The 23,321-nt window shown below is 61.6% G+C and carries 24 protein-coding genes; 4 read left to right on the top strand and 20 right to left on the bottom strand.

Annotation, left to right across the window (positions count from 1 at the left end):
• Window positions 1-32: 32 nt before the first annotated feature.
• From AC1D2N_RS26960 to AC1D2N_RS26975, 4 genes are all read right to left on the bottom strand, one after another.
• Window positions 33-785, bottom strand: coding sequence for a hypothetical protein (locus tag AC1D2N_RS26960; protein WP_047621504.1), 753 nt, complete (start codon window positions 783-785; stop codon window positions 33-35).
• An 18-nt stretch (window positions 786-803) separates the two neighbouring features.
• Window positions 804-1,061: a hypothetical protein gene (locus tag AC1D2N_RS26965; protein ID WP_003546972.1), complete on the bottom strand. Its 258-nt coding sequence runs from the start codon at window positions 1,059-1,061 to the stop codon at window positions 804-806.
• A gap of 103 nt (window positions 1,062-1,164) precedes the next feature.
• Window positions 1,165-1,608 carry a TIGR02301 family protein gene (locus tag AC1D2N_RS26970; RefSeq protein ID WP_130653522.1) on the bottom strand — a complete coding sequence of 148 codons (444 nt, stop codon included), beginning with the start codon at window positions 1,606-1,608 and terminating at the stop codon, window positions 1,165-1,167.
• Between the two features lie 34 nt (window positions 1,609-1,642).
• On the bottom strand, window positions 1,643-2,059 hold the full coding sequence (locus tag AC1D2N_RS26975; protein ID WP_112906466.1) for an NUDIX hydrolase: 417 nt from the start codon (window positions 2,057-2,059) through the stop codon (window positions 1,643-1,645).
• Between the two features lie 182 nt (window positions 2,060-2,241).
• Here AC1D2N_RS26975 and AC1D2N_RS26980 point away from each other — a divergent pair, with 182 nt between their 5' ends.
• Both AC1D2N_RS26980 and AC1D2N_RS26985 read left to right on the top strand, forming a co-directional pair.
• The gene (locus AC1D2N_RS26980) at window positions 2,242-2,562 is read left to right on the top strand and encodes a YnfA family protein (RefSeq protein WP_026188339.1); all 321 of its coding nucleotides are present in this window, start codon (window positions 2,242-2,244) and stop codon (window positions 2,560-2,562) included.
• A 41-nt stretch (window positions 2,563-2,603) separates the two neighbouring features.
• Window positions 2,604-3,368 carry an SOS response-associated peptidase gene (locus AC1D2N_RS26985; protein ID WP_130652122.1) on the top strand — a complete coding sequence of 255 codons (765 nt, stop codon included), beginning with the start codon at window positions 2,604-2,606 and terminating at the stop codon, window positions 3,366-3,368.
• Between the two features lie 225 nt (window positions 3,369-3,593).
• On the opposite strand, the gene AC1D2N_RS26990 is transcribed toward AC1D2N_RS26985, so the two are convergent.
• The 5 genes from AC1D2N_RS26990 to AC1D2N_RS27010 form a co-directional block, all read right to left on the bottom strand.
• Window positions 3,594-3,740, bottom strand: a complete 147-nt coding sequence (locus tag AC1D2N_RS26990) for a hypothetical protein (RefSeq protein ID WP_018447394.1) — start codon at window positions 3,738-3,740, stop codon at window positions 3,594-3,596.
• 310 nt (window positions 3,741-4,050) lie between these two features.
• Complete coding sequence (gene pssA, locus AC1D2N_RS26995) at window positions 4,051-4,896, bottom strand: CDP-diacylglycerol--serine O-phosphatidyltransferase (RefSeq protein WP_018447395.1); 846 nt, start codon at window positions 4,894-4,896, stop codon at window positions 4,051-4,053.
• A 74-nt stretch (window positions 4,897-4,970) separates the two neighbouring features.
• Window positions 4,971-5,906 carry a phosphatidylserine decarboxylase gene (locus AC1D2N_RS27000; RefSeq protein WP_280758191.1) on the bottom strand — a complete coding sequence of 312 codons (936 nt, stop codon included), beginning with the start codon at window positions 5,904-5,906 and terminating at the stop codon, window positions 4,971-4,973.
• The gene (locus tag AC1D2N_RS27005) at window positions 5,804-7,681 is read right to left on the bottom strand and encodes an ABCB family ABC transporter ATP-binding protein/permease (RefSeq protein ID WP_130652123.1); all 1,878 of its coding nucleotides are present in this window, start codon (window positions 7,679-7,681) and stop codon (window positions 5,804-5,806) included. The genes AC1D2N_RS27000 and AC1D2N_RS27005 overlap by 103 nt, the downstream gene beginning before the upstream one ends.
• A gap of 268 nt (window positions 7,682-7,949) precedes the next feature.
• The gene (locus tag AC1D2N_RS27010; protein ID WP_477982350.1) at window positions 7,950-9,974 is read right to left on the bottom strand and encodes a LysM peptidoglycan-binding domain-containing protein; all 2,025 of its coding nucleotides are present in this window, start codon (window positions 9,972-9,974) and stop codon (window positions 7,950-7,952) included.
• 154 nt (window positions 9,975-10,128) lie between these two features.
• Between AC1D2N_RS27010 and AC1D2N_RS27015 the strand changes: the two genes are divergently transcribed.
• Window positions 10,129-10,752, top strand: a complete 624-nt coding sequence (locus AC1D2N_RS27015; protein WP_018241422.1) for an LOG family protein — start codon at window positions 10,129-10,131, stop codon at window positions 10,750-10,752.
• Window positions 10,753-10,864: 112 nt separating this feature from the next.
• On the opposite strand, the gene rarD is transcribed toward AC1D2N_RS27015, so the two are convergent.
• The 7 genes from rarD to cysS all read right to left on the bottom strand — a co-directional run bounded on the left by rarD (window position 10,865) and on the right by cysS (window position 17,495).
• Window positions 10,865-11,779 (bottom strand): EamA family transporter RarD, encoded by a 915-nt coding sequence (gene rarD, locus AC1D2N_RS27020; RefSeq protein ID WP_047621510.1) that lies wholly within the window; start codon window positions 11,777-11,779, stop codon window positions 10,865-10,867.
• 217 nt (window positions 11,780-11,996) lie between these two features.
• On the bottom strand, window positions 11,997-13,610 hold the full coding sequence (cimA, locus tag AC1D2N_RS27025) for a citramalate synthase (RefSeq protein WP_130652125.1): 1,614 nt from the start codon (window positions 13,608-13,610) through the stop codon (window positions 11,997-11,999).
• A gap of 106 nt (window positions 13,611-13,716) precedes the next feature.
• Window positions 13,717-14,676, bottom strand: coding sequence for a prolyl aminopeptidase (gene pip, locus AC1D2N_RS27030; RefSeq protein WP_130652126.1), 960 nt, complete (start codon window positions 14,674-14,676; stop codon window positions 13,717-13,719).
• The gene (locus AC1D2N_RS27035; protein WP_130652127.1) at window positions 14,673-15,149 is read right to left on the bottom strand and encodes a GFA family protein; all 477 of its coding nucleotides are present in this window, start codon (window positions 15,147-15,149) and stop codon (window positions 14,673-14,675) included. Before AC1D2N_RS27035 ends, pip begins: the two co-directional genes overlap by 4 nt.
• A complete protein-coding gene (locus AC1D2N_RS27040) occupies window positions 15,146-15,634 on the bottom strand; it encodes a GFA family protein (protein WP_026230831.1) in 489 nt (162 codons plus the stop codon). The genes AC1D2N_RS27035 and AC1D2N_RS27040 overlap by 4 nt, the downstream gene beginning before the upstream one ends.
• Window positions 15,631-16,107 carry a GFA family protein gene (locus AC1D2N_RS27045; RefSeq protein WP_130652128.1) on the bottom strand — a complete coding sequence of 159 codons (477 nt, stop codon included), beginning with the start codon at window positions 16,105-16,107 and terminating at the stop codon, window positions 15,631-15,633. The genes AC1D2N_RS27040 and AC1D2N_RS27045 overlap by 4 nt, the downstream gene beginning before the upstream one ends.
• Window positions 16,104-17,495: a cysteine--tRNA ligase gene (cysS, locus tag AC1D2N_RS27050; RefSeq protein ID WP_130652129.1), complete on the bottom strand. Its 1,392-nt coding sequence runs from the start codon at window positions 17,493-17,495 to the stop codon at window positions 16,104-16,106. Before cysS ends, AC1D2N_RS27045 begins: the two co-directional genes overlap by 4 nt.
• Window positions 17,496-17,826: 331 nt before the next feature.
• Between cysS and AC1D2N_RS27055 the strand changes: the two genes are divergently transcribed.
• Window positions 17,827-18,576: a glycoside hydrolase family 25 protein gene (locus tag AC1D2N_RS27055; RefSeq protein ID WP_130652130.1), complete on the top strand. Its 750-nt coding sequence runs from the start codon at window positions 17,827-17,829 to the stop codon at window positions 18,574-18,576.
• Between the two features lie 113 nt (window positions 18,577-18,689).
• Here AC1D2N_RS27055 and AC1D2N_RS27060 read toward each other — a convergent pair whose 3' ends face one another.
• From AC1D2N_RS27060 to radA, 4 genes are all read right to left on the bottom strand, one after another.
• Window positions 18,690-19,430 carry an SDR family NAD(P)-dependent oxidoreductase gene (locus AC1D2N_RS27060; protein ID WP_130652131.1) on the bottom strand — a complete coding sequence of 247 codons (741 nt, stop codon included), beginning with the start codon at window positions 19,428-19,430 and terminating at the stop codon, window positions 18,690-18,692.
• 75 nt (window positions 19,431-19,505) lie between these two features.
• Window positions 19,506-20,996, bottom strand: a complete 1,491-nt coding sequence (gene purF, locus AC1D2N_RS27065) for an amidophosphoribosyltransferase (RefSeq protein ID WP_018241433.1) — start codon at window positions 20,994-20,996, stop codon at window positions 19,506-19,508.
• 148 nt (window positions 20,997-21,144) lie between these two features.
• Window positions 21,145-21,771, bottom strand: a complete 627-nt coding sequence (locus tag AC1D2N_RS27070) for a CvpA family protein (RefSeq protein ID WP_003547015.1) — start codon at window positions 21,769-21,771, stop codon at window positions 21,145-21,147.
• 90 nt (window positions 21,772-21,861) lie between these two features.
• The gene (gene radA / locus AC1D2N_RS27075; RefSeq protein ID WP_012756823.1) at window positions 21,862-23,262 is read right to left on the bottom strand and encodes a DNA repair protein RadA; all 1,401 of its coding nucleotides are present in this window, start codon (window positions 23,260-23,262) and stop codon (window positions 21,862-21,864) included.
• Window positions 23,263-23,321 lie beyond the last annotated feature (59 nt).

Below are 23,321 nucleotides of genomic sequence, written 5' to 3' on the forward strand. Positions count from 1 at the left end.
GCGTAACGTGAAAAGCGCAGGCGAGACGGGCATCAATCGCCTGCTGTGAAGAATTTCCATTTGCCTTGAGGCGTAATGCCGAGGCGGTAGAAATTATATCCGCCGAACTCCTGCATGTCGGAGAGATCGCCGGCAGTGACGATGCGCAGGAGCTCGACGCGCTCCGGCGGCGTCAGCGACTTTAGGTCCTTCTCGGCAAAATAGGGCCAGACATACATGTCGTCTGCTGTGCCCTGGCCGACATGCACGAAGCCGGTCGAGACGATATCGAGCATGATGGCAAGGATCTCGTCGCCATCAGGATCGCCCGACAGATCCTTCAGCGCGCCGATCGGATCGTCCGTCGGTTCACCCACCGTCACCTGTGTCTGGTCGGTGCCGGTGCCCATCAGTGGCCGCAGCCGTTCGAGATCGCCGGAGGCGGCCGCTTCGACGATCTGCTCGCGCATCTTGCGAACCGGCTCTGGCACCTTGCTGATGTCGTAGATCACCTCGGTGGGCTTGGAATTATCCTGGGTGCCGGGCGTCTTGTCGACACCCTGATTGTTCTGGCTGTTGACCAACGGATCGGCCATGGGAACGCCGGGAGTGGTCTGCGGCTGGCTCTGTCCTTGAGCGCTTCCCTGTGCGGGCGGCGTCTCGTTGGCCGCCTGGCCGGGGATGTTGTGCAGTTCGGAAAGCGCGTAGGCGGCCGGTGCAAGGAAAACATTGCCGGCGGCGAGGCTGAACGCAAGCAGCACCGGCGCGAGCGAAATTCGCGAAACTTTCTCTTTACCGGTGTGCATCAAACTCTCTGATAACAATTATTGCAGGGTGCGGTTCGCGGAGAATTCGCCGGCAAGCATGCGCTCACGCAGCGAATCCAGCAGGGCTTCGGCGCTCTTTTCCCCATGCAATCTGATCGTCTCGCGCAGCGCATGTGCAATGGCGGCATCAGCGATGATTTCAGGCTCGATCCCGTCGGCCATGCCGTCGGCCCAAGCCTCGTTCTGGTACTCCAGAGCTGCCTGCATCTTTTCGTGGACGATCATGTCGTCGATGTCGTTGAGGCTTGCTTCCATTGTTTTTTCCTCAGCACTTCTCATGTCTTACTGCACCGTTAACAACACTAACAGCCTTTTCCCAAAACGACACGTCCGCATGCGAAAACAGGTTAATTAAACGTCAATTTCCAAAGCGCGAGGTAATTTCTGTGGCAAGTGTTGCACCTTCGTTACGGTAGCGCTCTTCTGCCACGATGGCCGCCGGGGTGCAATCCGTATAGACCGAGGCGAAGGCGCGATAGCCGCGATTGAAGGCCGCTGTGAGCTTTTCCTTGCGCTGCTGCTCGTTACCGGTCTCCGAATCGAGCAGCTGCTGCATGCCGTTTCGCCACTCATCGCCGCCAGGCGCCTTGCAGAGCGTTCTGAGATAATGCACCGAACCCAGCACCTCGGCGAACCGCACCAGCTTGTCGTCATAGGGCACGTTCACGATCGGCGGTGCAATCTGCTCCTCCTGTGGAGGCGGCGTATTCTTGCCCTGCGCCATCGTGGGGCCGGCGAGGACGAGCAGGGATAGAAAAACACGTCGAACGGGAATCATGCTCGTAGTTGATACGCTGAGCATGACGGCAACAAGGCGTGCTTGAAAGTTTCCACGTCTATTCGCCGCCCGCCAGCCGCTCAGCGCATTCAAGTACGCTCTGTGGCACGGGCAGCCGCCGGATTTCCTCCACCGTGTACCAACCGAGGGCGGCTGCATCGTCGGCGGCTTCCGCCACCGCGTCCCGATCCGCGTCGACGCGGAAGACCGACAGCAGGAAATGGCTGTTGACGCTGCCGTCGGCCGCATGCGTCTTCAGGTCGTAGGTCGAAAATAACCGCGGATTCCGTGCCGAAATGCCGGTCTCTTCATGGAATTCGCGCAGTGCCGTTTGCTCCGGCGTTTCGCCGGGCTCGGCGCGCCCGCCGGGAAAGGCGTACATGTCGGCGGAAGGCGGGTTGCGGCGCAACACCAGAAGGAATCGTCCGTCGCGTTCGAGGATGGCGGCGGAGCCGGGTTTGGCGGTGGAGGTCATCGGGACTGCTCTTGCTGTGATCGCCTATCCTATCCGATGAACCGACATTTGCATGCCGGCGCTGCTTGGCTTCCACACTTTTCGCAGGGATAGTTGCCAATGCATGTCGCTCAAAAGTGTGCAGCGGCTTTGAGATAGCGACATGCATGAAGCAAAAAGCCGAAGGATTCGAAAGGGCTTCCGTGACCTACATCATCTATGCCTTTGCCGCGGTCTTCGAGATCGCCGGCTGCTTTGCTTTCTGGGCATGGCTGAAGCTCGAAAAGTCCATCTGGTGGCTGGCGCCGGGCATGGTCTCTCTGGTGCTTTTCGCCTGGCTTCTGACGCTGGTGCCGAGCGAGGTCGCCGGCCGTACCTTCGCGGCCTATGGCGGCATTTATATCCTCGCCTCGCTGCTTTGGCTGTGGCTGGTCGAAGCCCGCGTGCCTGATCGTTACGATATCGGTGGTGCGCTGATCTGCCTTGCCGGCGCCAGCCTCATCCTCTTCGCGCCGAGAGGCTGAGGTGTCTTGACCGAACACCAGCCGGGTGCAAAGACAAGCCGATGTGTGGACGTTTCGCCCTGACAATCTCCAGCGCCGACCTGCGCGACGTCTACTCCGGTCTCGATCTCGACGACTTTCCGGCGCGTTACAACATCGCGCCGACGCAACCGATCCTCGTCGTCATATCAGGCGAGGGCAGGGAGCAGGGCAGCAACTTGGCCGACCGGCGCGCCGTGCTCGTGCGCTGGGGCCTCACGCCGGGTTGGGTCAAGGACCCGAAGGATTTCCCGCTGCTGATCAACGCGCGCTCCGAAACCGCGATCGGCAAAGCCTCTTTCCGCGCAGCCATGCGTCATCGTCGCGTGCTCATTCCGGCCTCCGGTTTTTATGAATGGCATCGCCCGTCCAAGGAAAGCGGCGAGCGGCCACAGCCCTACTGGATCAGGCCGCGCCAGGGTGGGGTCATCGCCTTTGCCGGGTTGATGGAGACATGGTCGTCGGCCGACGGCTCCGAGGTCGATACCGGCGCGATCCTGACGACAGCAGCCAATTCAGCCATATCAGCGATCCACGACCGCATGCCTGTCGTCATCAGACCTGAGGATTTCTCCCGCTGGCTCGATTGCAAGACCCAGGAACCGCGCGAGGTGGCCGACCTGCTGCAGCCCGTTCAGGATGATTTCTTCGAGGCCGTCCCGGTCTCCGACAAGGTCAACAAGGTCGCCAATATGGGTCCCGACCTGCAGGAGCCGGTCGTCATCGAAAAGCCGCTGAGGGCGCCCGAGAAGCAAAGGCCTGACGACGGCCAGCTCAGCTTCTTCTGAACACTATCGGCCGCACCTGCGGGCCCGTCGGTGACCGATCGGCGTCGACGTCTCAGATAGGCGGCGGCGATGCGTCGCTTCGTCCATCAGGTTTTTCGGGTTGTGCTTATGTCGCCAGAGCGTTGTCGGGAGATTTCCGGCGATCGCCTCGTCATTCACTTCGTCAGCGGTGCCTAACGCATGTAACCCGAAAGCACGCATGTTTCCGATTTGAAGCTTTCCGCCTCAAGCGGATTTTTTGACGCCGGTCGGCTTATGCTTGGCCATCAGCGATGCTGCGGCAACAGCCTTCAGGCCGACGGGGCGATAGTTGGCGGCGAGGTCTGGCTTGGCCACCTGCTGTTCGCCGGTACTGCTCTTCTTCGAAGTCACGATACTCTCCTTGCGTGGTTCTTCCCTGGGCATTTTATAGTTTGATGTTTCGTCACGAATAGCGACAAAACGGGGGCGTCGCTTATCAGGATTTGTAAACGCCCACCATAATTCGCGAGGCTTAACTGAAGCCTACGTTGGTTAATACTTACTGAAGAGAGCAGTTCCAATAAAAGTCCGAAAGCGGTTTTCGGGGAAAAGCGCGGAACGGTTCTCACCCGGATAAAGCGCATGCTTTTCCCGGGGATCCGTCAGAACGAAGGGAGAGAAGCATTTCCGTCATTCGAAGAAATCCGGAAATGCTCGGAGGTCAGATGTGCCGGCCGATATCGTCGTCGCCGATGCCCGGCTCCTCGATCGTCAGCGTCCCGTATTTCCGCCGCCATTTCCGGGCGCCGAAGGGAAGCGATACGAGGTAGGCGGCAACGGTGAAGACCATCACTTCCCAGGTGTAGCTCATCAGCAGAGCCACATAGAGCACGACGCCGAGCATCATCGGCAGCACGAGATCGCGCCGCAGGCGGTTGCCTTCCGATTTGCCCGACCAGACCGGCAGCCGGCTGATCAGCAGGAAGGCGATGAGCACGGTGTAGATCGACGAGAGATAGGCAAAGGTGCGGTCCGTCGCCAGCCCGAGGAAGCCGAGATAGACCGGCAGCAGCACCAGCATGGCGCCGGCCGGCGCCGGCACGCCGACGAAATATTCCGATTGCCAGCTCGCCTTGTTTTCGCGTTCGGCCATGACGTTGAAGCGAGCAAGGCGAAGCCCGGCGGCGATCGCATAGATCAGGGCGGCAATCCAGCCGAGCGAGCGTGCCTGGTCGAGCGCGAAGACATAGACGACGAGGGCGGGCGCGACGCCGAAATTGACGATGTCGGCAAGCGAATCCATCTGCGCGCCGAACTTCGAAGTCGCCTTCATCAGCCGCGCTACGCGTCCGTCGATGCCATCGAGGAAGGCAGCGAGCAGCACCATGGAGACGGCGAGCTCATAACGATTCTCGAAAGCCAGCCGGATGCCGGTCAGTCCGGCGCAGATCGCCAGAATGGTGATGAGGTTCGGAAAGACGAGCCGGAGCGGGATTTCGCGCAGACGCGGGCCGCGGGCGGAATCATCCGGTCCATTGGGCTCGAAAGGCGGAAAAGGCGTTTCCATATCGCGTTCCAATCGTTCCTAAAGCAATTCCAGCAAAACTGCGCAGCGGTCGCTTCCGAGGAAACTGAACCGCTTTAGCTGCGGCGGCTGATGACGGGACCCTTGGCGGAGGCGAATTCGGCGATGACAGTTTCTCCCGCAACCGCCGTCTGGCCGAGCGAGACGCGTGGCGCGGCACCGGCGGGCAGGAACACATCGAGCCGCGAGCCGAAACGGATCAGCCCGAAGCGCTCGCCGGCATCCACCGGCTCGTTGGGGTTCGCCCAGCAGAGGATGCGTCGCGCCACGAGGCCGGCGATCTGCACGACGCCGATCTGGCCGTGGCGGGTTTCGATCACCAGTCCATTGCGCTCATTGTCCTCGCTCGCCTTGTCGAGCTCGGCGTTGACGAAGCTGCCGGAGCGGTAGTTGATGCTGACGATGCGCCCGCGCATCGGCGCCCGGTTCACATGGCAATTGAAGACGTTCATGAAGACCGAGATGCGCAGCATCGGCTCGGAGCCGAGGTTGAGCTCTGCCGGAGGGGTCACCATTTGGATCGCCGAGACCTTGCCGTCGGCGGGAGAGATCACCAGGTCGTCGTCCTGCGGGGTCACGCGCTCGGGATCACGGAAGAAATAGGCACACCAGAGCGTGAAGATCATGCCGATCCAGAAGAGCGGCTTGAAGATCCAGCCCAAGACCAGCGACGCGACGAAGAAGGCGGCAACGAAGGGATAACCCTCCTTGTGCACGGGAACGATCGTGTTGCGAACCGTGTTGAACAGGCTCATGGCTGCCGGTCTCCTTGCGTTTTCATTTTTGCTGGTTAGCGAAAAACCGTCTCCGGGGCAATGCTGCGGCCTCGGCCCTGGTTCCCATGCCGGGGTTCTGAACAACAAAAGCCGGCCGGCGTCAGTCTCCCGGCTCAGCTTGCCGGAGCAAGCCGCGTTATCACGCCGAGGTCGTCGCTTTCGCGCACCTGCTTCAGATGTTCCTCCGCCTGTGTCGCTTCGCGCTGGCGGTTCCACATCGAGGCATAAAGGCCGTTTCTTTCGAGGAGGGCGGCATGTGTTCCGCGCTCGGCGATCTCGCCGCTTTTGAGCACGATGATTTCATCGGCGCCGATCACCGTCGAAAGCCGGTGGGCGATAACCAGCGTCGTGCGGTTCTTCGAAACCAGGTCGAGTGCTTCCTGGATTTCCCGTTCCGTCGTCGTGTCGAGCGCCGACGTCGCCTCGTCGAGGATCAGGATCGGCGGTGCCTTGAGGATGGTGCGGGCGATCGCCACCCGCTGCTTCTCTCCGCCCGAAAGCTTCAGCCCGCGCTCGCCGACCTTGGTTTGGAACCCCTCGGGCAGCATTTCGATGAAATGCGCGATCTGCGCCACCTCTGCGGCTGCAAAGACCTCGCCGTCGCTGGCCGATGTGCGGCCGTAGCGAATGTTGTAGGCGACCGTGTCGTTGAAGAGCACCGTATCCTGCGGCACCATGCCGATCGCCGTACGCAGGCTCTTCTGCGTCACCGTGCGGATATCCTGGCCGTCGACGGTGATCGCGCCGCTCTGGATATCGTAAAAACGATAGAGCAGGCGCGACAGCGTCGATTTGCCGGCACCCGACGGGCCGACGACGGCGACCGTCTTGCCGGCCGGCACCTCGAAGGAAATGCCCTTCAGGATCGGACGGGCAGCGTCGTAGGCGAAGTGCACGTCCTTGAAGGAGATCGCGCCCTGGCCGATCCGAAGCTCCGTCGCATCGGACGCGTCATGGACCTCGGCCTTCACCTCAAGCAGGTCGAACATCTGCTCGATGTCGGTCAGCCCCTGGCGGATTTCGCGGTAGACGAAGCCGATGAAGTTGAGCGGCACGGAAAGCTGCAGCAGCATCGAATTGACGAAGACGAAATCGCCGACTGTCTGCTCGCCGCGCCGCACCGCCATCGCCGACAGCACCAGCATGATCGTCGTGCCGATGCCGAAGATGACGCCCTGTCCGAAGTTCAGCCAGCCGAGCGAGGTCCAGACATCGGTCGCGGCCTTCTCGTAGCGTTCCATCGATTTGTCGAAACGCTTGGCCTCCATCTCCTCATTGCCGAAATACTTGACGGTCTCGAAATTGAGGAGGGAGTCGATCGCCTTGGTGTTGGCGTCGGTATCGCTGTCGTTCATCGACCGGCGGATGGCGATGCGCCAGTCGGAGGCGCGGATCGTGAACCAGATATAGGCCCAGACTGTAAAGGCGGTAACGGCGAGATAGGAGAAGCCGTAGCCCCACCAGAAGATCACTGCCGTCAGCAGGAATTCGATGACCGTCGGGACCGAATTGAGGATCGTGAAGCGCACGATCGTCTCGATGCCCTTGGTGCCGCGCTCGATGATGCGCGAAAGCCCGCCAGTCTTGCGCTCCAGATGGAAGCGCAGCGACAGCTCGTGCATATGCACGAAGGTCCTGTAGGCGAGCTGGCGCACGGCATGTTGTCCGACGCTGGCAAAGAGCGCGTCGCGCAGCTGGTTGAGGCCAAGCTGGATCAGCCGGGTGATGTTATAGGCGATCACCAGCGCGATGGCGCCGGCCAGCAGCGGCGGCACAGAGCCGGCAAGATCCATCCTGCCGTTCAGCGCATCGGTCGACCACTTGAAGAAATAGGGAACGAGCAGCAGGACGAACTTGGAGATCAGCAGAAAGACCGAGGCCCAGACGACGCGCATCTTGAGGTCGGGCCGGCCGGCCGGCCACATATAGGGCCAGAGGTTGAGAAGCGTCTGCAGCAGGTTGGATTCCGAGACTGTCTTGCCGTTTGCCATGCTTGTCTCCAGCCCGGATGGGCTTGCCGCGACTACGGCGCTTCGATGCCGGCAAAAGCACGGAACCGGGATGTGCCTAAAAGCGCTTCCCATAGCCCGCAGCCGCCACCGCCAGATAGGGTGCCAGGCGGACGAATACAACAATTGCAGGGCTGAGGAAAAGACAGGCCGGGCGACGACAGCGCCGCGCATCTTTTCAGACGCGCAAAGGACGCTGTAGCACTTTGAACTGCAGTATGTTGCCCGGCCTCGTCATGATGTCTGCTGCTTAGAGGTGCTGGCCGGAAAGGCGCTTGCGGTGCAGCTCTTCGGCATTCGGCAACACATCCTTCGGCAGGCCGAAGATCTGACCGGGGCGAATGCGATCGGGATTGATGATCTTGTCCTCGTTGGCGATGTAGATCGTCGTGTAACGAACACCGAGGCCATAGGTGCGGCGCGAGATCTGCCACAGCGTGTCGCCGCGGCGAATGATGACCGCCGCGTTGTTCGCCGTCAGCGGCGCCTGTTCGATCGTCTTCGGCTGGCTGCTTCCGACATCGTTTGCAGATGGCGCTGCCGGCAGGGGTGCAGCGGTGAGTTCGGCGATCATCCCGCCCAGTCTTTCGAGCGCGGCGCCGACGGACTTTGCATCCTTAGGCAGGCCCTGCAGCAGCTTCAGCGCATTGCCGGCGATCTGCGAGGACGAGCCGGACGCTTGCTTGAAGCTGTCAGACGCATCGGCGGCCGGGCGGAAGTCGGCGACGGAGCGCAGCGCGAATTCCGTTGCCGAGCGCGCCGCCGCAAGCTGTTCGGCCCCCGGCAACTTGCCCTCGGTAAACAGTCCCTTCAGCAGGCCGTAGGCCTTGCCGGCCTCGGCTTTGAGTTTGCCAAGCTCGCCTTCGTCGAGCGGCACCATCGAGGAAGCGCCGTTCGCGTCGGCGGGGACCGATTGCGCGGCGACCCTTATCTGATCGCCGGCCGGGCGATTGAAGTTCACCGCCGCACGCACGATCACCTTGCCTGTGGGATCGACGACATCGACGCGGATCTTGTGGTCGCCGACCGAGAGCGACACCACACCGTCGATGACGAAATGCCCGTCGGAGCCGGCGGTATCCTGGCCGACGAGGCTGTCGTCGGCATAACCGATGACCTTGGCATTGGAACGAGTCGTGCCGGCGATGAAGATCTTGTTGCCCTCGATTTCGACGGCATTGACAATCACATCGGGCACATTGGTCTTATCCGGTGCCGTAGCTGCGCCATTGGAGGAGGTGTCGGTGAGGTTCGGCGTCTGCAACGCCAGCTCGCCGGTTGGTGCAGGTGTTGCAGCAGGCGCAGCCGAGCTTTCGCCCGTTGCCGGCTTGTCCGCAGGCGGCGCCATCGGATTGGAGGCATCGGCAACTTCGGTTCCGGCCTTTGGCGCGGCAATGATGCGGCTCGCCGCACCGGGTTTGGAGACCATGGCGAGCAGATTGGCGCCATTGCCGTCCTTCGGCACGGAAATGGTCGCGACTTCTTCGGAAAGCATGCTCTTGCCGTCCTTGCCCGTGAACTTGAGCACGAGCTGGTGGTCGCCCGCCGGAAGCGGATCGTCGAGGACCGCGGCGAAATCACCGCTCGCATCGACATTGGCCGTCGTCACCACCTTTTCGCCGTCGAGCACCTCGAGCTTGCCGTTCGGTTCGGCGGAGCCGGCAATCACCGTCGAGCCGTCGGGCTCAACGCGCAAGACGTCGAAGGCCGGAAGCTTCGGGCCGGTATTCTCCGCTGCCGTGTTCGCCGCAGGGGCAGGCTCCGGCGCACCGGTCAGCGCAGTTTCGGCCTTGGCGATCGCCGTAAGCGCATCGGCGATATTCTCGGGCAGCGACTGGACGATGGCGAGCGCTTTCGCGCCGCCGTCCTTGGCTTTGGCGGCAAGGGTCTGGGTCGCGGGATCGAGGCCCTCGGGAATTGTGAAATCGGCAAGTGCGGTCAGTGCGCTGACGGCCTTGGTCTTGGCGGCGGTGAAGACATCGATGGCGGGGCCTTTGCCGTCGGCAAACAGCGCCTTGACCTCGCTGAGCGACACGCCGGCATCGGCCGAAAGGCGACCCACCTGGTCGGCGACCGCAGCCGAGTCGGCAACGGCGGAGCGCGATGTCTTTGCGGCCTCGTTAACCGTGTTCTTGAGCTCCGTGCTCGCCTGGTTGATGGCGTCGCCGACCTTGGTTGCATCGCCGCCGATGCGCGGCATGACGAAAAATACCATCAGTAGGATTGCGATTACGAGCACTGCAAGGGCCAGCAAGCCGGCACGGTTCTTCATCATTATGTCTCCCAGAGCGGCAATTTGCCGTAGTAACCGAAATTGCTAGCGATTCCCGTTGCTTTTCACAAGCATTCAAAGCAATGAGGCAAGCTAGGCACGCTGCTTTTCAGTCAATTTTCTTGACTGCATTGAAATGGAATAGTTGTTTGCCTCTATGACCGAACAATCTGTATCGATTCGATCCATCTGCGTTTACTGCGGCTCAAGGCCGGGACGCGATCCTTCCCACATGGCGGCCGGGCGTGCTCTCGGAAGAGAGATCGCCGAATACGGCCTGCGCCTCGTCTATGGCGGGGGTACCAAAGGCATCATGGGCGCGGTTGCAAGCGGCGTGCTTTCAGGCGGCGGTCAGGTCACGGGCATCATTCCCGAATTCCTGATCGATATGGAAGCGACTCGCCATTCGCTTGGTCAACTCAACGAACTCATTGTAACCCCTGACATGCATGCGCGCAAACACACCATGTTCGAGCGCTCCGATGCCTTCGTCGCGCTGCCCGGCGGCATCGGTACGCTGGAGGAGATCGTCGAGATCATGACCTGGGCGCAGCTCGGCCGCCACGAGAAGCCGATGGTCTTTGCCAACGTCAACGGTTTCTGGGATCCGATGATGGAGCTGATGCGCCATATGACCGAAGAAGGCTTCCTGCACACCGCCCATCGGGTGCAGCCGCTCGTCGTCGACGAGATCTCCGGCATCATTCCGGCGATCATGGCCCAGGCAGCCCAACTCGCTGCCGATCGTAACGGCGAGGACGAGGTGATTTCGAAGATGTAGGCGCGCGCGCCTTTGGAGCGGTTCGGCTGTCGCGCAAGCGCAGAACCGCTCCAAGCTTTTGTTTTACGCAATCCCGGACGCAGAACCGCTGCGCATTTTTGCTGGAAAGGCTCTAGCGCCCGCGACTTCCCTTCAGCATCGACCAGCTATAGAGGAACAGCCCCGCCCAGATCAGCGGGAAGGCGATCATGCGCGCCGTACCGAGCGGCTCGTGGAAGACGAAGACGGCGATCAGGAAGATCATCGTCGGCGCGATATACTGCATGATACCGATCGTCGAGAGTTTCAACAGCTTGGCGCCGTTCGCATAAATCATCAGCGGCACGGCGGTGATGACGCCGCAGCCGAGCAGCAGGGTCGTGTCGGCAAGACCGGTGCGATAGAGGTGGCCCTGGCCGCTGCCGAATTCCAGATAGAGGATATAGAGGAGGGCCGGCCCGCTGAGGATCAACACTTCGAGGAAGAAGCCCTGGTTCGGCCCGAGTGGCAGCGTCTTGCGCAACAGGGCGTAGAAACCCCAGCTGATCGCCAGCGTCAGCGCCACCCACGGGATGCCGCCGCTGTCCAGCGCGAGAATGCCGACGGCAAGCGCCGCAAGCGCGATCGCCGCGATCTGCAGCGGCTGCAGCCTTTCCTTGAGCAATACCGCGCCGAGGAAGATGCTGAACAGCGGATTGATGAAATAGCCGAGTGCTGCATCGAGCGAATGGCCGGCGCCGATCGCCCAGACATAGGTACCCCAGTTGACGGTAATCAGCGACGCCGTCAGCGCCGCCATCGCCAGCATGCGCGGCGAGCTGAGTGCTGCGCGGATATCCCCAGTGCGCCCGAGCACGATCAGCACGATGCCCGCCAGCGGTAGCGACCAGACGATCCGATGCGCGATCACCTCGGCCGGCGAGATATGCGCCACCGCCTTCATGTAGATCGGCAGGAAGCCCCAAAGCAGATAGGCCGTCAGCGCGAAGGCGAACCCGCGCGGACTGTCTTCGTTCTTGGCCAACGGAACGGATGCATCGGTTGACATCGGTGTTTCCATCTTTGTTCTTCTTCTGATCCGGCCTAGCTTAAGCGCCGTGAATAGGCCAATTCATTTCGTTGAATGAAGGGTGAGAGGATTTGAAGCGGGAGACGAAGTGATGGACGAAGATATCCGACGCCCTTGGTTGGAAGACGAAGCCTGAGGGAAGCGAATGGCATTCGGGCGAGGGCTGGGGTCTCGTCGCCGAGCCGGCGGAATAGGTTTATTCCGCCGCGACCTTGCCCGCCAGCTGCCGGTTCTTCATCAGCTTGTAGATGACGGAATCCATCAACGCCTGGAAGGAGGCGTCGATGATGTTCTCCGAGACGCCGACCGTCCACCAGCGCACACCATCGCTGTCGGTGGATTCGATCAGCACGCGGGTGATCGCCTCCGTGCCGCCATTGAGGATACGCACCTTGAAATCGGCGAGCACCAGATCGTCGATCTCGTGCTGGTACTTGCCGAAATCCTTCCGTAGCGCGAGGTCGAGCGCGTTTACCGGGCCTTCGGCATCGGCAACCGACATCAGCGTCTGGCCGTCTATGGTGATCTTGACCACCGCCTCCGAGACGATCTTCACGCGGCCGAGACTGTCGAAGCGGCGCTCGATCATCACGCGGAAGCCTTCGATGGTGAAGAATTCCGGGATCGTGCCGAGCGTGCGGCGCGCCAGCAGTTCGAAGCTCGCATCCGCGCCCTCATAGGCATAGCCGATGGATTCGCGTTCCTTGACGATGGAGATCAGCAGGTCGAGCTTCGGATCGTCCTTGGCGACCGCGATGCCGCGCCGTTTCAGCGCATTGATGAAGTTCGCCTTGCCGCCCTGGTCGGAGACCATGACCTTGCGGAAGTTGCCGACGGTTTCCGGCGGCACGTGTTCATAGGTCCGCGGGTCCTTGATCAGCGCCGATGCATGGATGCCGGCCTTGGTGGCGAAGGCGGAAGCGCCGACATAGGGCATCTGGTGGTCGGGCGAGCGGTTGAGCAACTCGTCGAAGGCATGCGAGAGCCGGGTGAGGTTGATCAGCCGTTCCTCGTCGATCGCCGTTTCGAAACGTGTGTTGTAGGCGCTCTTCAGCGCCAGCGTCGGGATCAGCGTCACCAGATTGGCATTGCCGCAGCGCTCGCCGATGCCGTTCAGCGTGCCCTGGATCTGCCTGACACCGGCTTCGACGGCGGCAAGCGAATTGGCGACCGCCTGGCCGGTGTCGTTATGCGCATGGATGCCAAGACAGTGCCCGGGAACGCCCGAGGCGATCACCGCCTCGACGATCGCCCGCACCTCCGGCGGCTGCGTACCGCCATTGGTGTCGCAGAGCACCACCCAGCGGGCGCCGCTCTCATAGGCCGTCTTGGCGCAGGCGAGCGCATAGGCCGGGTTGGCCTTGAAGCCGTCGAAGAAATGCTCGCAATCGACGATCGCCTCCTTGCCCGCGCCAACCGCCGCCTTGACGCTTTCGGCGATGCATTCGAGGTTTTCCTCGTTGGTGCAGCCAAGCGCCACCGCGACGTGATAATCCCAGCTCTTGGCGACGAAACAGATGGCATCGCTTTTGGCCTGAAGCAGCCCGGCAATGCCGGGATCGTTGGAGACCGAAACGCCCGCCCGCTTCGTCATGCCAAAGGCGACGAAGCTGGCCTGGCTGGTGCGCTTCTCACTGAAGAAGGCCGTATCCGTCGGATTGGCGCCGGGATATCCGCCCTCGACGTAGTCGAGGCCGAACTCGTCCAGCATGGCGGCGATCGCAATCTTGTCCTCGACGGAGAAATCGATGCCGGGCGTCTGCTGCCCGTCCCGGAGCGTCGTGTCGAAGAGGTAGATGCGTTCTTTCATGTCGTTTCCTGCCGCCAAGCGGGTGTTGTTTTCTGTTGTGCGGAAGCCCCCTCATCCGCCCTACGGGCGGGGAGAAGGTTAGGGTGAGGGGGCCTCACGGTACAGCTTATACCTTCCCGGCAAACTTATCCGTCGCCCGGATCAGTTGATCGAGAATCCCCGGTTCCGAATAAGCATGGCCCGCGCCCTCGATCAGGTGGAATTCCGCCTTCGGCCAGGCCATGTGCAGCAGCCAGGCATATTTGGCCGGGCAGGGCATGTCGTAGCGGCCATGCACGATGACGCCGGGAATATCCTTGAGCCTGCCGGAATCGCGGATCAGCTGTCCCTCATCCATCCAGCCGGCATGGACGAAGAAATGGTTCTCGATGCGCGCAAATGCATAGGCGAATTCCGGCTCTTCGAACTTGAAGCTCGTCGAAGGTTCCGGCAACAGCGTGATCGTTTCGCCTTCCCAGATGCTCCAGGCCTGCGCGGCCGCGAGGCGGACGTTCCTGTCCTCATGCGTCAGACGCCGATGATAGGCATGCATCATTTCATGCCGCTCTTCCGGCGGAATGGGGGCGACGAAGCGCTCCCACTTGTCAGGGAACATCTCCGAGACGCCGAATTGATAATACCAGTCGAGTTCGGCCTTGGTCAGCGTATAGATGCCGCGCAGGATGAGCTCGGAGACATGCTCTGGATGCGTCTCGGCATAGGCGAGCGCCAGCGTCGAGCCCCAGGAGCCGCCGAACACCTGCCAGCTGTTGACGCCGGCCATCTCGCGCAGCCGCTCGATATCGGCAACGAGGTGCCAGGTCGTGTTGGCATGGAGTTCCGCATGCGGTGTCGACCTGCCGCAACCGCGCTGGTCAAACAGCATGACGTCGTAGCGAGCGGGATCGAAAAGCCGGCGATGGGCGGGCGAGATGCCGCCGCCCGGGCCGCCATGCAGGAAGACGGCGGGCTTGGCGCCAGGCGTTCCCGAGCGCTCCCAATAGATCACATGGCCGTCGCCGACATCGAGATGGCCGGAAGCGTAGGGTTCGATTTCGGGATAGAGCGTGCGCAGTATCTCGGTCATATCTTCACGCCTTTCGCGGGCCAGACTTCTGTGTCGTGATCGGGATGCTGGAAGGAGATGATCGCCTCCTGCCGTGCGTAGAAATCCTGATCCTTCAGCACCGGCGCCTCGAAGATTTCGTCGACCCAGGGCAGGCGGGCCTCGTAGTTGACCTGGATCAGCGGTGCGAGGTCGCTGCGGTCGTCGAAGGTGCCGATCGCAAGCTCCAGCCCGCCCGGATGACGATAGGTCATCGGCGTGCCGCAATTGCTGCAGAAGCCGCGGTCGATGTTGACCGAGGACTGGAAGTAGCTCGGCTCGCCGCGCGTCCATTCCATCCCTTCCTCAGGCGCGGTGACGAGCGCCGAGAAGAAACCGCCGAACTGCTTCTGGCACATGCGGCAATGGCAGATCGAGGGGCGTCCTAGTTTGCCCGAGATGCGGAAGCGCACGGCGCCGCACTGGCATCCGCCTGTCTTTATCGTGTCCGTCATGAGCTTTCTCCGAGGGGCCAGCTTTTCGTGTCGTGGTCGGGGTGCTGATGGTTGCTTGCCGCAATCGCATTCTCGCGGTCGGGTGTTTCAGGCTGTGGTTCAAGCGGCAGGCCGTCGAGCGCGTGAAACCAGGACATCTTGCGGCCGGTGTTCGATTGCATCACCGGCTTGACCGTATCGGGATTATCCAGCGATCCGAGCGTGAGATTGATGAAATCTGTATCCGGAATGTCGTAGAACAGCGGCGTGCCGCAATCGCCGCAGAAACCGCGCCGTACCAGATCCGAGGACTGAAACCATTTCGGTTCGCCGCGCGTCAGGGTGAAATCGCGGCGCATCGCGGCGGCCAGCGGCATGAAATAGTTGCCGGCCGCCTTCTGGCACATGCGGCAATGGCAAAGATGGGGATAGCCGAGTTCGCCTTTGGCGCGGTAGCGCACCGCCCCGCACTGACACCCGCCGCTTCTGTCTGATTCCGCCGTCATCTGAGCTCCTTCGGTGGCCATGCCTGCGTCTCATGATCGGGATGCTGGTAGGAGACGAGTTCGAGCAGGAAGGGGGCGGCCTGCGCATCCTCCTCCGTCCGGTGCCCCGGCAATTCATGCAGATGATCGACGAAACCGATCTTGCCCTCGATGCCGAATTGGATCACCGGCGGAAACGCCGAAGGGTCGTCAAAGGCGCCGGCGGCAATTGCCATTCCATCCGGCGCCTCATAGGTCAGCGGCGTGCCGCAATCGCCGCAGAAGCCGCGCTCGACGAAGTTGGAAGAGCGGAATCTTTTCCGCTCTCCGCGTGTCCATTCGAAATCGGCGCCGCGCACCGAGACCAGCGGTGCATAATAGGCCCCGAACGCCTTCTGGCACATGCGGCAATGACAGATCGACGAATCCTTGATGTCGCCGCTGACGTGGAAACGGATCGCTCCGCATTGGCAGCCGCCGCTAAAGGTCGTCATCTCTTGACCTCCCACGTCGTCACGCGCTCGCCGGTCACCGGGTCCTTGCCGTCCTTCAGCTGGATGCCCTTCGCCGTCAGCTCGTCGCGGATCTTGTCGGCCTCAGTGAAGTTCTTCGCCTTCAGCATTTCGAGACGCATTGCGATCAGCGCATCGATTGCCGATGCCACGGCTTCGTCGATCTCCATCTTTTTCGGCAGCAGGCCCAGAAGGTCGGCCGTTGCCGCAAAAGTGGCGCCCACGGCAGGATCCGTGTGGGCAGCTTGCGCCAACGCATGCAATGCCTGCACCGCCGCCACCGTATTGAGGTCGTCCGAAAGCGCGTTCAGCACGCTTTCATCAGGCGCCGCATCGCCGGCATCTGTTGCCGGCCATTTGGCGAGCAGACGTTCGGCCTCTTCCAGTCGCCTGATCGAGAAATCGATCGGCTCGCGGTAATGCGTCATCAGCATGGCAAGGCGCAGCACCTCGCCCGGCCATTTGCGGCCGCCGAAGGTTTCCGTGTGCAGCAACTCGTGGATGGTGACGAAATTGCCTTCGGATTTCGACATCTTGCGGCCTTCGACCTGCAGGAAGCCGTTATGCATCCAGACATTTGCCATCACCTCGGTACCGTGGGCGCAGCGCGACTGGGCGATTTCGTTTTCATGATGCGGGAAGATCAGGTCCAGCCCGCCGCCGTGAATGTCGAAGACATCACCGAGATAACGCTTGCTCATCGCGGAGCATTCGATGTGCCATCCGGGCCGGCCACGGCCCCAGGGGCTCTCCCAGCCGGGCTCGTTGTGGCTCGACAGTTTCCAGAGCACGAAATCGCCCGGATTCTTCTTGTGTGCGTCGACGGCGATGCGCGCGCCGGCCTGCTGCTCGTCGAGCGGGCGCTTCGAAAGCTGGCCATAATCCGCCATGGATTTGGTGTCGAACAGCACTTCGCCCGATGCGACATAGGCATGGCCGTTGCCGATCAGCTTCTCGATGATCTCGGTCATCTCAACGATATTGTCGGTGGCGCGCGGCTCGAAGCTCGGCTCCAGGCAGCCGAGTTCGGCGACATCGGCGTGAAATTGCGTCTCGGTCTTTTCGGTGACCGCGCGGATCGCGTCATTGAGCGGCAGGCCCGGATGGTCCCGAAGCGCCCGCGCATTGATCTTGTCGTCGACGTCGGTGATGTTGCGGGCATAAGTGACGTGGTCTTTGCCATAGGCATGGCGCAGCAGCCTGAACAGCACGTCGAAGACGATGACCGGCCGGGCATTGCCGATATGAGCGAAGTCATAGACGGTCGGGCCGCAGACATACATGCGGACATTGTTGGGATCGATCGGCGAAAACACCGATTTTTCCCGTGTCAGCGTGTTGTACAGCTTCAGTTCCGGCGTCGCGTCCATTTCACTCTCCCAAATGCACGATCAGAAAAATATCGCGACCGGCGGACCGGGGCGTTTCGCATCTTGACTATTTGGGAGACGAAAACGGCCGGGCCAGCGCTCGCGCTAGCGAATAATCTTCCGGCAGATAATGCAGATAACCGTTTTCATGGCGGGTTTTATGGCCCGGTTCGCGCTTCCGGTCAAGGGGGGCGAAGAGCGATCCAGCGGCAACAGGATCCATCCATGCGATGATGAAACCCGTTGGCGCGCCCTTGAAATTCGCCCGCCATTTTCGCGGCGCAAAATTCGCATAGCCGGTTGAGAAGCCGTTGTTAATAGGGAGGAAGGGATGCGGAGACTGGCTCGATCGGCGATCGGAGCGACTGCAATTCTGGTTGTCGCATTCGCGGCATATTTCGCATACGATTTCGGAATGCTTCGCTTCAACAATCCCTCCTTAAGCAGTTATCCGATCCAAGGCATCGATGTCAGCCATCACCAAGGTGATATCGATTGGAAGGTGGTTGCCTCGCAGGCGAATGTCCGCTTCGCCTTCATGAAGGCGACCGAAGGTGGAGATCATCGGGATTCCAAATTCGCCGACAACTGGCAGCGCGCCGGAGATGCCGGATTGGTCAAGGGCGCTTATCATTTCTTCACCTTCTGCCGACCGGGCAAGGAACAGGCGCAGAATGTCCTGGCGACCGTGCCGAAGGAGCAGGGAACTCTGCCCATCGCCATCGATCTGGAGTTTGTCGGCAATTGCAACAAAATCCCGACGCTCGAGGAAATGGCTGCCGAGGTGAAGGCCTTCTTCACCGAGGTGAAAGGCACTTTTCCGGAGAAGCCTATTTTTTACGTCACTCAGGAGTTCTTCGATCAATATCTGAAAGGCAATGAATCGCGCTTTCCTGACCACTATCTGTGGCTGCGTAGTGTGTTCAGGGCACCGAGACAGGAAGAGTGCAGTCGTTGGTCAATCTGGCAATTTGCCGACAACGGCACCTTGGACGGCATCCAGGGACCGGTTGACCTCAATGCGCTATGCCCGTCAGAAGCCGGCCTGGCGCATCTGTTCTCAGCCGTTGCAGCGAACTGAGACGTCGACAACGCCGCGCGTCTTTTCGGACCCGCAAAGGACGCTGTAGCACTTTGAATTGCCGCATAATTTTGTCCTTGAATCGATTCCGACTTAAGGAATTATACAGGTGCTTATTCCGGCAGGCGATAATCGACGAGCTTGTTCTCCCGCACAATGAACAGCTTGCCCGTCTCGGTCACACCAGGCCCCAGCAATGGCAGGATCGCCTTTGCGACCTCGGAGGGATGCGGTAGCGTCTGTGGATCTTCGCCCGGCACCGCCTGCGCTCGCATCGCCGTGCGTGTCGCTCCCGGATCGACGCTGGTGACCCGCAGCGGTGTGCTTTGACTTTCGCCGGCCCATGTGCGTGCCAGCGCTTCGACCGCAGCCTTGGAAGCGGAATAGGCGCCCCAGAAGGGGCGGCACTTGTGGGCAGCCCCCGAAGAGATGATCACCGCGCGGCCGGCATCCGAGCGGGCAAGCAGTGGGTCGACTGAGCGGATCAACCGCCATGTCGCGGTGACGTTGATGGTCATCACCTTCTCGAACACCTTCGCCTCGATATGGCCGATCGGCGAAATGATGCCGAGCACGCCGGCATTGGCGACGAGGATGTCGAGCTTGCCCCAGCGCTCGAAGATCGAGCCGCCGAGCGCGTCGATCGCGTTCATGTCGGCAAGGTCGAAGGGCACGAGCGTCGCCGCGCCACCAATGGCCTTGATCGCATCGTCGAGGTCCTCGAGCCCGCCGACCGTGCGTGCGCAGGCAATCACATGCGCGCCGGCTTTCGCAAGCTCCAGCGCCGTGAAATATCCGATGCCGCGCGACGCACCGGTGACGAGTGCGATCTTGCCCTCAAGATTGATATTCATGATGTCGTGTTCCCTCACGAGGGGAGAGGGGTGCGGTGAACCCCTCGGGATGGATAAAGGGAAAGCCGAGCCGTGTCAGCCGTTGCTGGCGAGCATGGAAATCTTGTTGCCCATGGATTCGCCGTTCTTGTCGAGCAGGCGGGTCGGATAGTCGCCGGTAAAATAGTGGTCGGTGAACTGCGGCCGGGCCGGATTGCGATCCTCGCCGCCAACGGCGCGATAGAGGCCGTCGATCGAGAGGAAGGCGAGCGAGTCCGCACCGATATATTTGGCCATGGCTTCGACATTGGCATATTGGTTTGCCAGCAGCTTGTCTGCGTCAGGCGTGTCGATGCCGTAAAAATCCGGGAAGAAGATCATCGGGCTTGCGACGCGGACATGGACTTCGCGCGCGCCGGCTTCACGGATCATCTGGACGATCTTGAGAGACGTCGTCCCACGCACGATGGAATCATCAACCAGTACCACGCGCTTGCCTTCGATCATCGCCCGGTTGGCAGAATGCTTCAGCTTCACGCCGAACGCGCGAATCTGCTGCGTCGGCTCGATGAAGGTGCGCCCGACATAATGGTTGCGGATGATGCCGTATTCGAAGGGAATGCCGCTCTGCTGGGCATAGCCGAGCGCCGCAGGCGTGCCGCCATCCGGCACTGGCACGATCACGTCGGCATCGACGGGCGATTCCTTGGCAAGGTTCATGCCCATGCTCTTGCGCGTCGTATAGACGTTGCGGCCGCCGACGACCGAGTCCGGGCGGGCGAAATAGACATATTCGAACAGGCAGAGGCGCTCCGGCTGCGGCTTGCTCGGCTTGCGCGCATCGATGCTGATCGAGCCGTCAGGCTGGATTTCGCATATGACGACCTCGCCGTTCTCAACGTCGCGGATGAACTTGGCGCCGATGATGTCGAGCGCGCAGGTTTCCGAACAGAAGATCGGCTTGCCGTCGAGTTCGCCCATCACCAGCGGGCGGATGCCGGTCGGGTCGCGCGCGGCAATCAGCTTCGTGCGCGTCATGGCGAGCATCGAATAGCCGCCTTCCATCTGGCGAATGGCATCGATGAAGCGGTCGGATGTGGAAGCGTGGCGGGAACGGGCGATGAGGTGGAGGACGACTTCAGTATCGGACGTCGACTGACAGATGGCGCCGGTCGCGATGATCTGGCGGCGCAGCGTCAGGCCGTTGGTGAAATTGCCGTTATGGGCAATGGCGATGCCGCCTTCTTCCAGTTCGGCAAAGAGCGGCTGCACGTTGCGCATGGCCACTTCGCCGGTTGTCGAGTAGCGGGTATGACCGATCGTAATGCTGCCGGGCAGGCGGGCGAGCGTCATCGGATTGGTATAGTGGTCGCCGACGAGGCCCATATGGCGTTCCTGGTAGAAGCGCTTGCCGTCGAAGGAAACAATGCCGGCCGCTTCCTGTCCGCGATGTTGAAGCGCATGCAGGCCAAGCGCCGTGAGCGCGGCGGCATCGGGATGTCCCAAAATTCCGAAAACCCCGCATTCTTCATGCAGCGTATCTCCGTCGAGCGGATCGTCGGTCGGGAAGGAATGGGACTGGTTCATTTCTGCGGGCCTCTGCTCTCACAAGAATGGATCGGCATTTCCAGAAATAGCTGAGCCCGGCGGAGCTGGAATGCCCGGCCGGACCCTCATTTCATGTCCCGCTCAAATGGCAATTGCCGGAAGGCGGGTCAAGCTCTTGAACACTGTGTCAATTCGCCGGCTGCTGTGCGCCGTCTGCGGGCGCGGTCGGTGCGTCTTCCGCCGGAGCCTGGTCGCCCGTCGGCGGAGTGGTACCTTCGGCGCCCTGTGCCGGCGGCTGCAGCTTATCACGGATGCTTTCCGGTATCATCTGGGCAAATTGCTCCGGCAGAACCGATTTCAGCTTCACGACCATCGAATCCAGGAAAGGTTTCGACTTCGCTTCGTTAACCCAGGCCGGACGGTGGTCGACATCGACCAGCCAGTTCCAGAAGGCGACGGCGACGACCAGGAGCAGCACGCCGCGCGCTGCCCCGAACAGGAAGCCGAGCGTGCGGTCGAGCGCGCCGACGCGGCTGTCGATGATGAAATCGGCGATCTTCATCGTAATGAAGGAGATGACGATGAGCGCGATCAGGAAGACGACCGCTGCCGAACCGACGATCGCGATGCGGTCGTCATCGGTATATTTTTTCGCGTAGGGCAGCAGGTAGGGATAGAGGTAATAGGCAGCGGCGGCCGAACCGCCCCAGCTCGCGATCGAGAGGATCTCGCGCGAAAAGCCGCGGACCATCGCCAGCACGGCGGAGAAGAGCACGACGCCGATGACAATACCGTCGAAAATCGTAATGGGCATGTAAATTCAACTCCAGGACTGCCGCTTGGCGGCCGTGTCGTGCCTTATCGTGTGCCTCCTATATCATCACCATTCCTGGCAATGAAAGGATCAAACATCGTCTTCCACACGCAGCGCTCCCTTCGATCCGGCGATGCGCGCGACCAGATCCGGCAGGCTTCCGACTTCGCTCCAGCGCCCGCCGGAGCCCTTCGGCAGTTCGGCGGAGGCGGATGGAAGCAGTGCAGCGGAAAAACCCAGCTTCTCGGCTTCCTTGAGACGCTGGGCGGTGTGCGCAACCGGTCGGATGGCGCCCGACAGGCTGACTTCGCCGAAATAGACGCAATCGGCAGGAAGGGCAATACCGGCAAGTGAGGAAACGAGTGCCGAGGCAACGGCCAGATCGGCCGCCGGTTCGGAGATACGGTAACCGCCGGCGACGTTGAGGTAGACGTCGTGCTGGCCGAGCCGGACGCCGCAATGAGCCTCAAGCACCGCCAGGATCATCGACAGCCTGGCCGAATCCCAGCCGACGACGGCGCGCCGCGGCGTGCCGAGCGAGGTCGGCGCAACAAGCGCCTGCACTTCGACGAGAATGGGACGCGTGCCCTCCATGCCGGCGAAGACGGCAGCACCCGGCGATTTCTCGTTGCGCTCGCCGAGGAAGAGCTCCGAGGGATTGGCGACTTCGCGTAAGCCTTTGTCTGACATTTCGAAGACGCCGATCTCGTCGGTCGGGCCGAAGCGGTTCTTGACCGTGCGCAGGATGCGGTAGTGATGGCCGCGGTCACCTTCGAAATAGAGCACGGCGTCGACCATGTGCTCGACGACGCGCGGCCCGGCGATCTGCCCGTCCTTGGTCACATGCCCGACCAGCACCATGGCGGCCCCCGTCTGCTTGGCGAAACGGATCATTGCCTGGACGCCGGTGCGCACCTGCGTCACCGTTCCCGGCGCGGATTCGGCAAGTTCGCTCCATAGCGTCTGGATAGAATCGATGATGACGAGGTCCGGCCGCTTGCCCTCGGCGAGTGTCGCCAGAATATCCTCGACATTGGTTTCGGCCGCCAGCATCACGTCGGTATCGGCCGCCGCAAGGCGTTGCGCCCGCAGCCGCACCTGCGCCACGGCTTCTTCGCCGGAGACGTAGATGATCTTATGGCCGCGCCGCGCAAGGGCGGCGGCTGCCTGCATCAGCAGCGTCGATTTGCCGATGCCGGGGTCGCCACCGATCAGCACCGCCGAACCGCGCACGAAGCCGCCGCCGAGCGCCCGGTCGAGCTCCGACATGGCGGTATGGATGCGCGGCGCCTCCTCGATCTCGCCCGACAGCGCCGTCAGCGCCACCGGTCGGCCCTTCTTCGGTGTCTTGCCGGGACCGGAGCCGATCCCGCCCATCGGGTCTTCCTCGACGATGGTGTTCCACTCGCCGCAGTTCTCGCATTTGCCGGCCCAGCGGTTATGAACCGTGCCGCAACTCTGGCAGATGAATTGTGTCCTGGCCTTCGCCATCAATTACTCTTTCAGTCCGGGTTTCCAAGTGAAGCAGACGCGCCGCCTCATCGAATCAA

It is taken from the genome of Rhizobium sp. P1_B8 (assembly GCF_056406515.1).

Excerpts from the sequence above, each read along its gene's own strand:
- cysS (WP_130652129.1), bottom strand. The coding sequence starts at position 17,495 with ATGGACGCGACGCCGGAACTGAAGCTGTACAACACGCTGACACGGGAA.
- rarD (WP_047621510.1), bottom strand. The coding sequence starts at position 11,779 with ATGTCAACCGATGCATCCGTTCCGTTGGCCAAGAACGAAGACAGTCCG.
- purF (WP_018241433.1), bottom strand. The coding sequence starts at position 20,996 with ATGAACCAGTCCCATTCCTTCCCGACCGACGATCCGCTCGACGGAGAT.
- AC1D2N_RS27015 (WP_018241422.1), top strand. The coding sequence starts at position 10,129 with ATGACCGAACAATCTGTATCGATTCGATCCATCTGCGTTTACTGCGGC.
- AC1D2N_RS27045 (WP_130652128.1), bottom strand. The coding sequence starts at position 16,107 with ATGACGACCTTTAGCGGCGGCTGCCAATGCGGAGCGATCCGTTTCCAC.
- AC1D2N_RS27055 (WP_130652130.1), top strand. The coding sequence starts at position 17,827 with ATGCGGAGACTGGCTCGATCGGCGATCGGAGCGACTGCAATTCTGGTT.
- AC1D2N_RS27070 (WP_003547015.1), bottom strand. The coding sequence starts at position 21,771 with ATGCCCATTACGATTTTCGACGGTATTGTCATCGGCGTCGTGCTCTTC.
- AC1D2N_RS26960 (WP_047621504.1), bottom strand. The coding sequence starts at position 785 with ATGCACACCGGTAAAGAGAAAGTTTCGCGAATTTCGCTCGCGCCGGTG.
- AC1D2N_RS26965 (WP_003546972.1), bottom strand. The coding sequence starts at position 1,061 with ATGGAAGCAAGCCTCAACGACATCGACGACATGATCGTCCACGAAAAG.
- AC1D2N_RS26985 (WP_130652122.1), top strand. The coding sequence starts at position 2,604 with ATGTGTGGACGTTTCGCCCTGACAATCTCCAGCGCCGACCTGCGCGAC.
- AC1D2N_RS27010 (WP_477982350.1), bottom strand. The coding sequence starts at position 9,974 with ATGATGAAGAACCGTGCCGGCTTGCTGGCCCTTGCAGTGCTCGTAATC.
- cimA (WP_130652125.1), bottom strand. The coding sequence starts at position 13,610 with ATGAAAGAACGCATCTACCTCTTCGACACGACGCTCCGGGACGGGCAG.
- radA (WP_012756823.1), bottom strand. The coding sequence starts at position 23,262 with ATGGCGAAGGCCAGGACACAATTCATCTGCCAGAGTTGCGGCACGGTT.
- pssA (WP_018447395.1), bottom strand. The coding sequence starts at position 4,896 with ATGGAAACGCCTTTTCCGCCTTTCGAGCCCAATGGACCGGATGATTCC.
- AC1D2N_RS27035 (WP_130652127.1), bottom strand. The coding sequence starts at position 15,149 with ATGACGGACACGATAAAGACAGGCGGATGCCAGTGCGGCGCCGTGCGC.
- AC1D2N_RS27005 (WP_130652123.1), bottom strand. The coding sequence starts at position 7,681 with ATGGCAAACGGCAAGACAGTCTCGGAATCCAACCTGCTGCAGACGCTT.
- AC1D2N_RS26970 (WP_130653522.1), bottom strand. The coding sequence starts at position 1,608 with ATGCTCAGCGTATCAACTACGAGCATGATTCCCGTTCGACGTGTTTTT.
- AC1D2N_RS26975 (WP_112906466.1), bottom strand. The coding sequence starts at position 2,059 with ATGACCTCCACCGCCAAACCCGGCTCCGCCGCCATCCTCGAACGCGAC.
- pip (WP_130652126.1), bottom strand. The coding sequence starts at position 14,676 with ATGACCGAGATACTGCGCACGCTCTATCCCGAAATCGAACCCTACGCT.
- AC1D2N_RS27060 (WP_130652131.1), bottom strand. The coding sequence starts at position 19,430 with ATGAATATCAATCTTGAGGGCAAGATCGCACTCGTCACCGGTGCGTCG.
- AC1D2N_RS27040 (WP_026230831.1), bottom strand. The coding sequence starts at position 15,634 with ATGACGGCGGAATCAGACAGAAGCGGCGGGTGTCAGTGCGGGGCGGTG.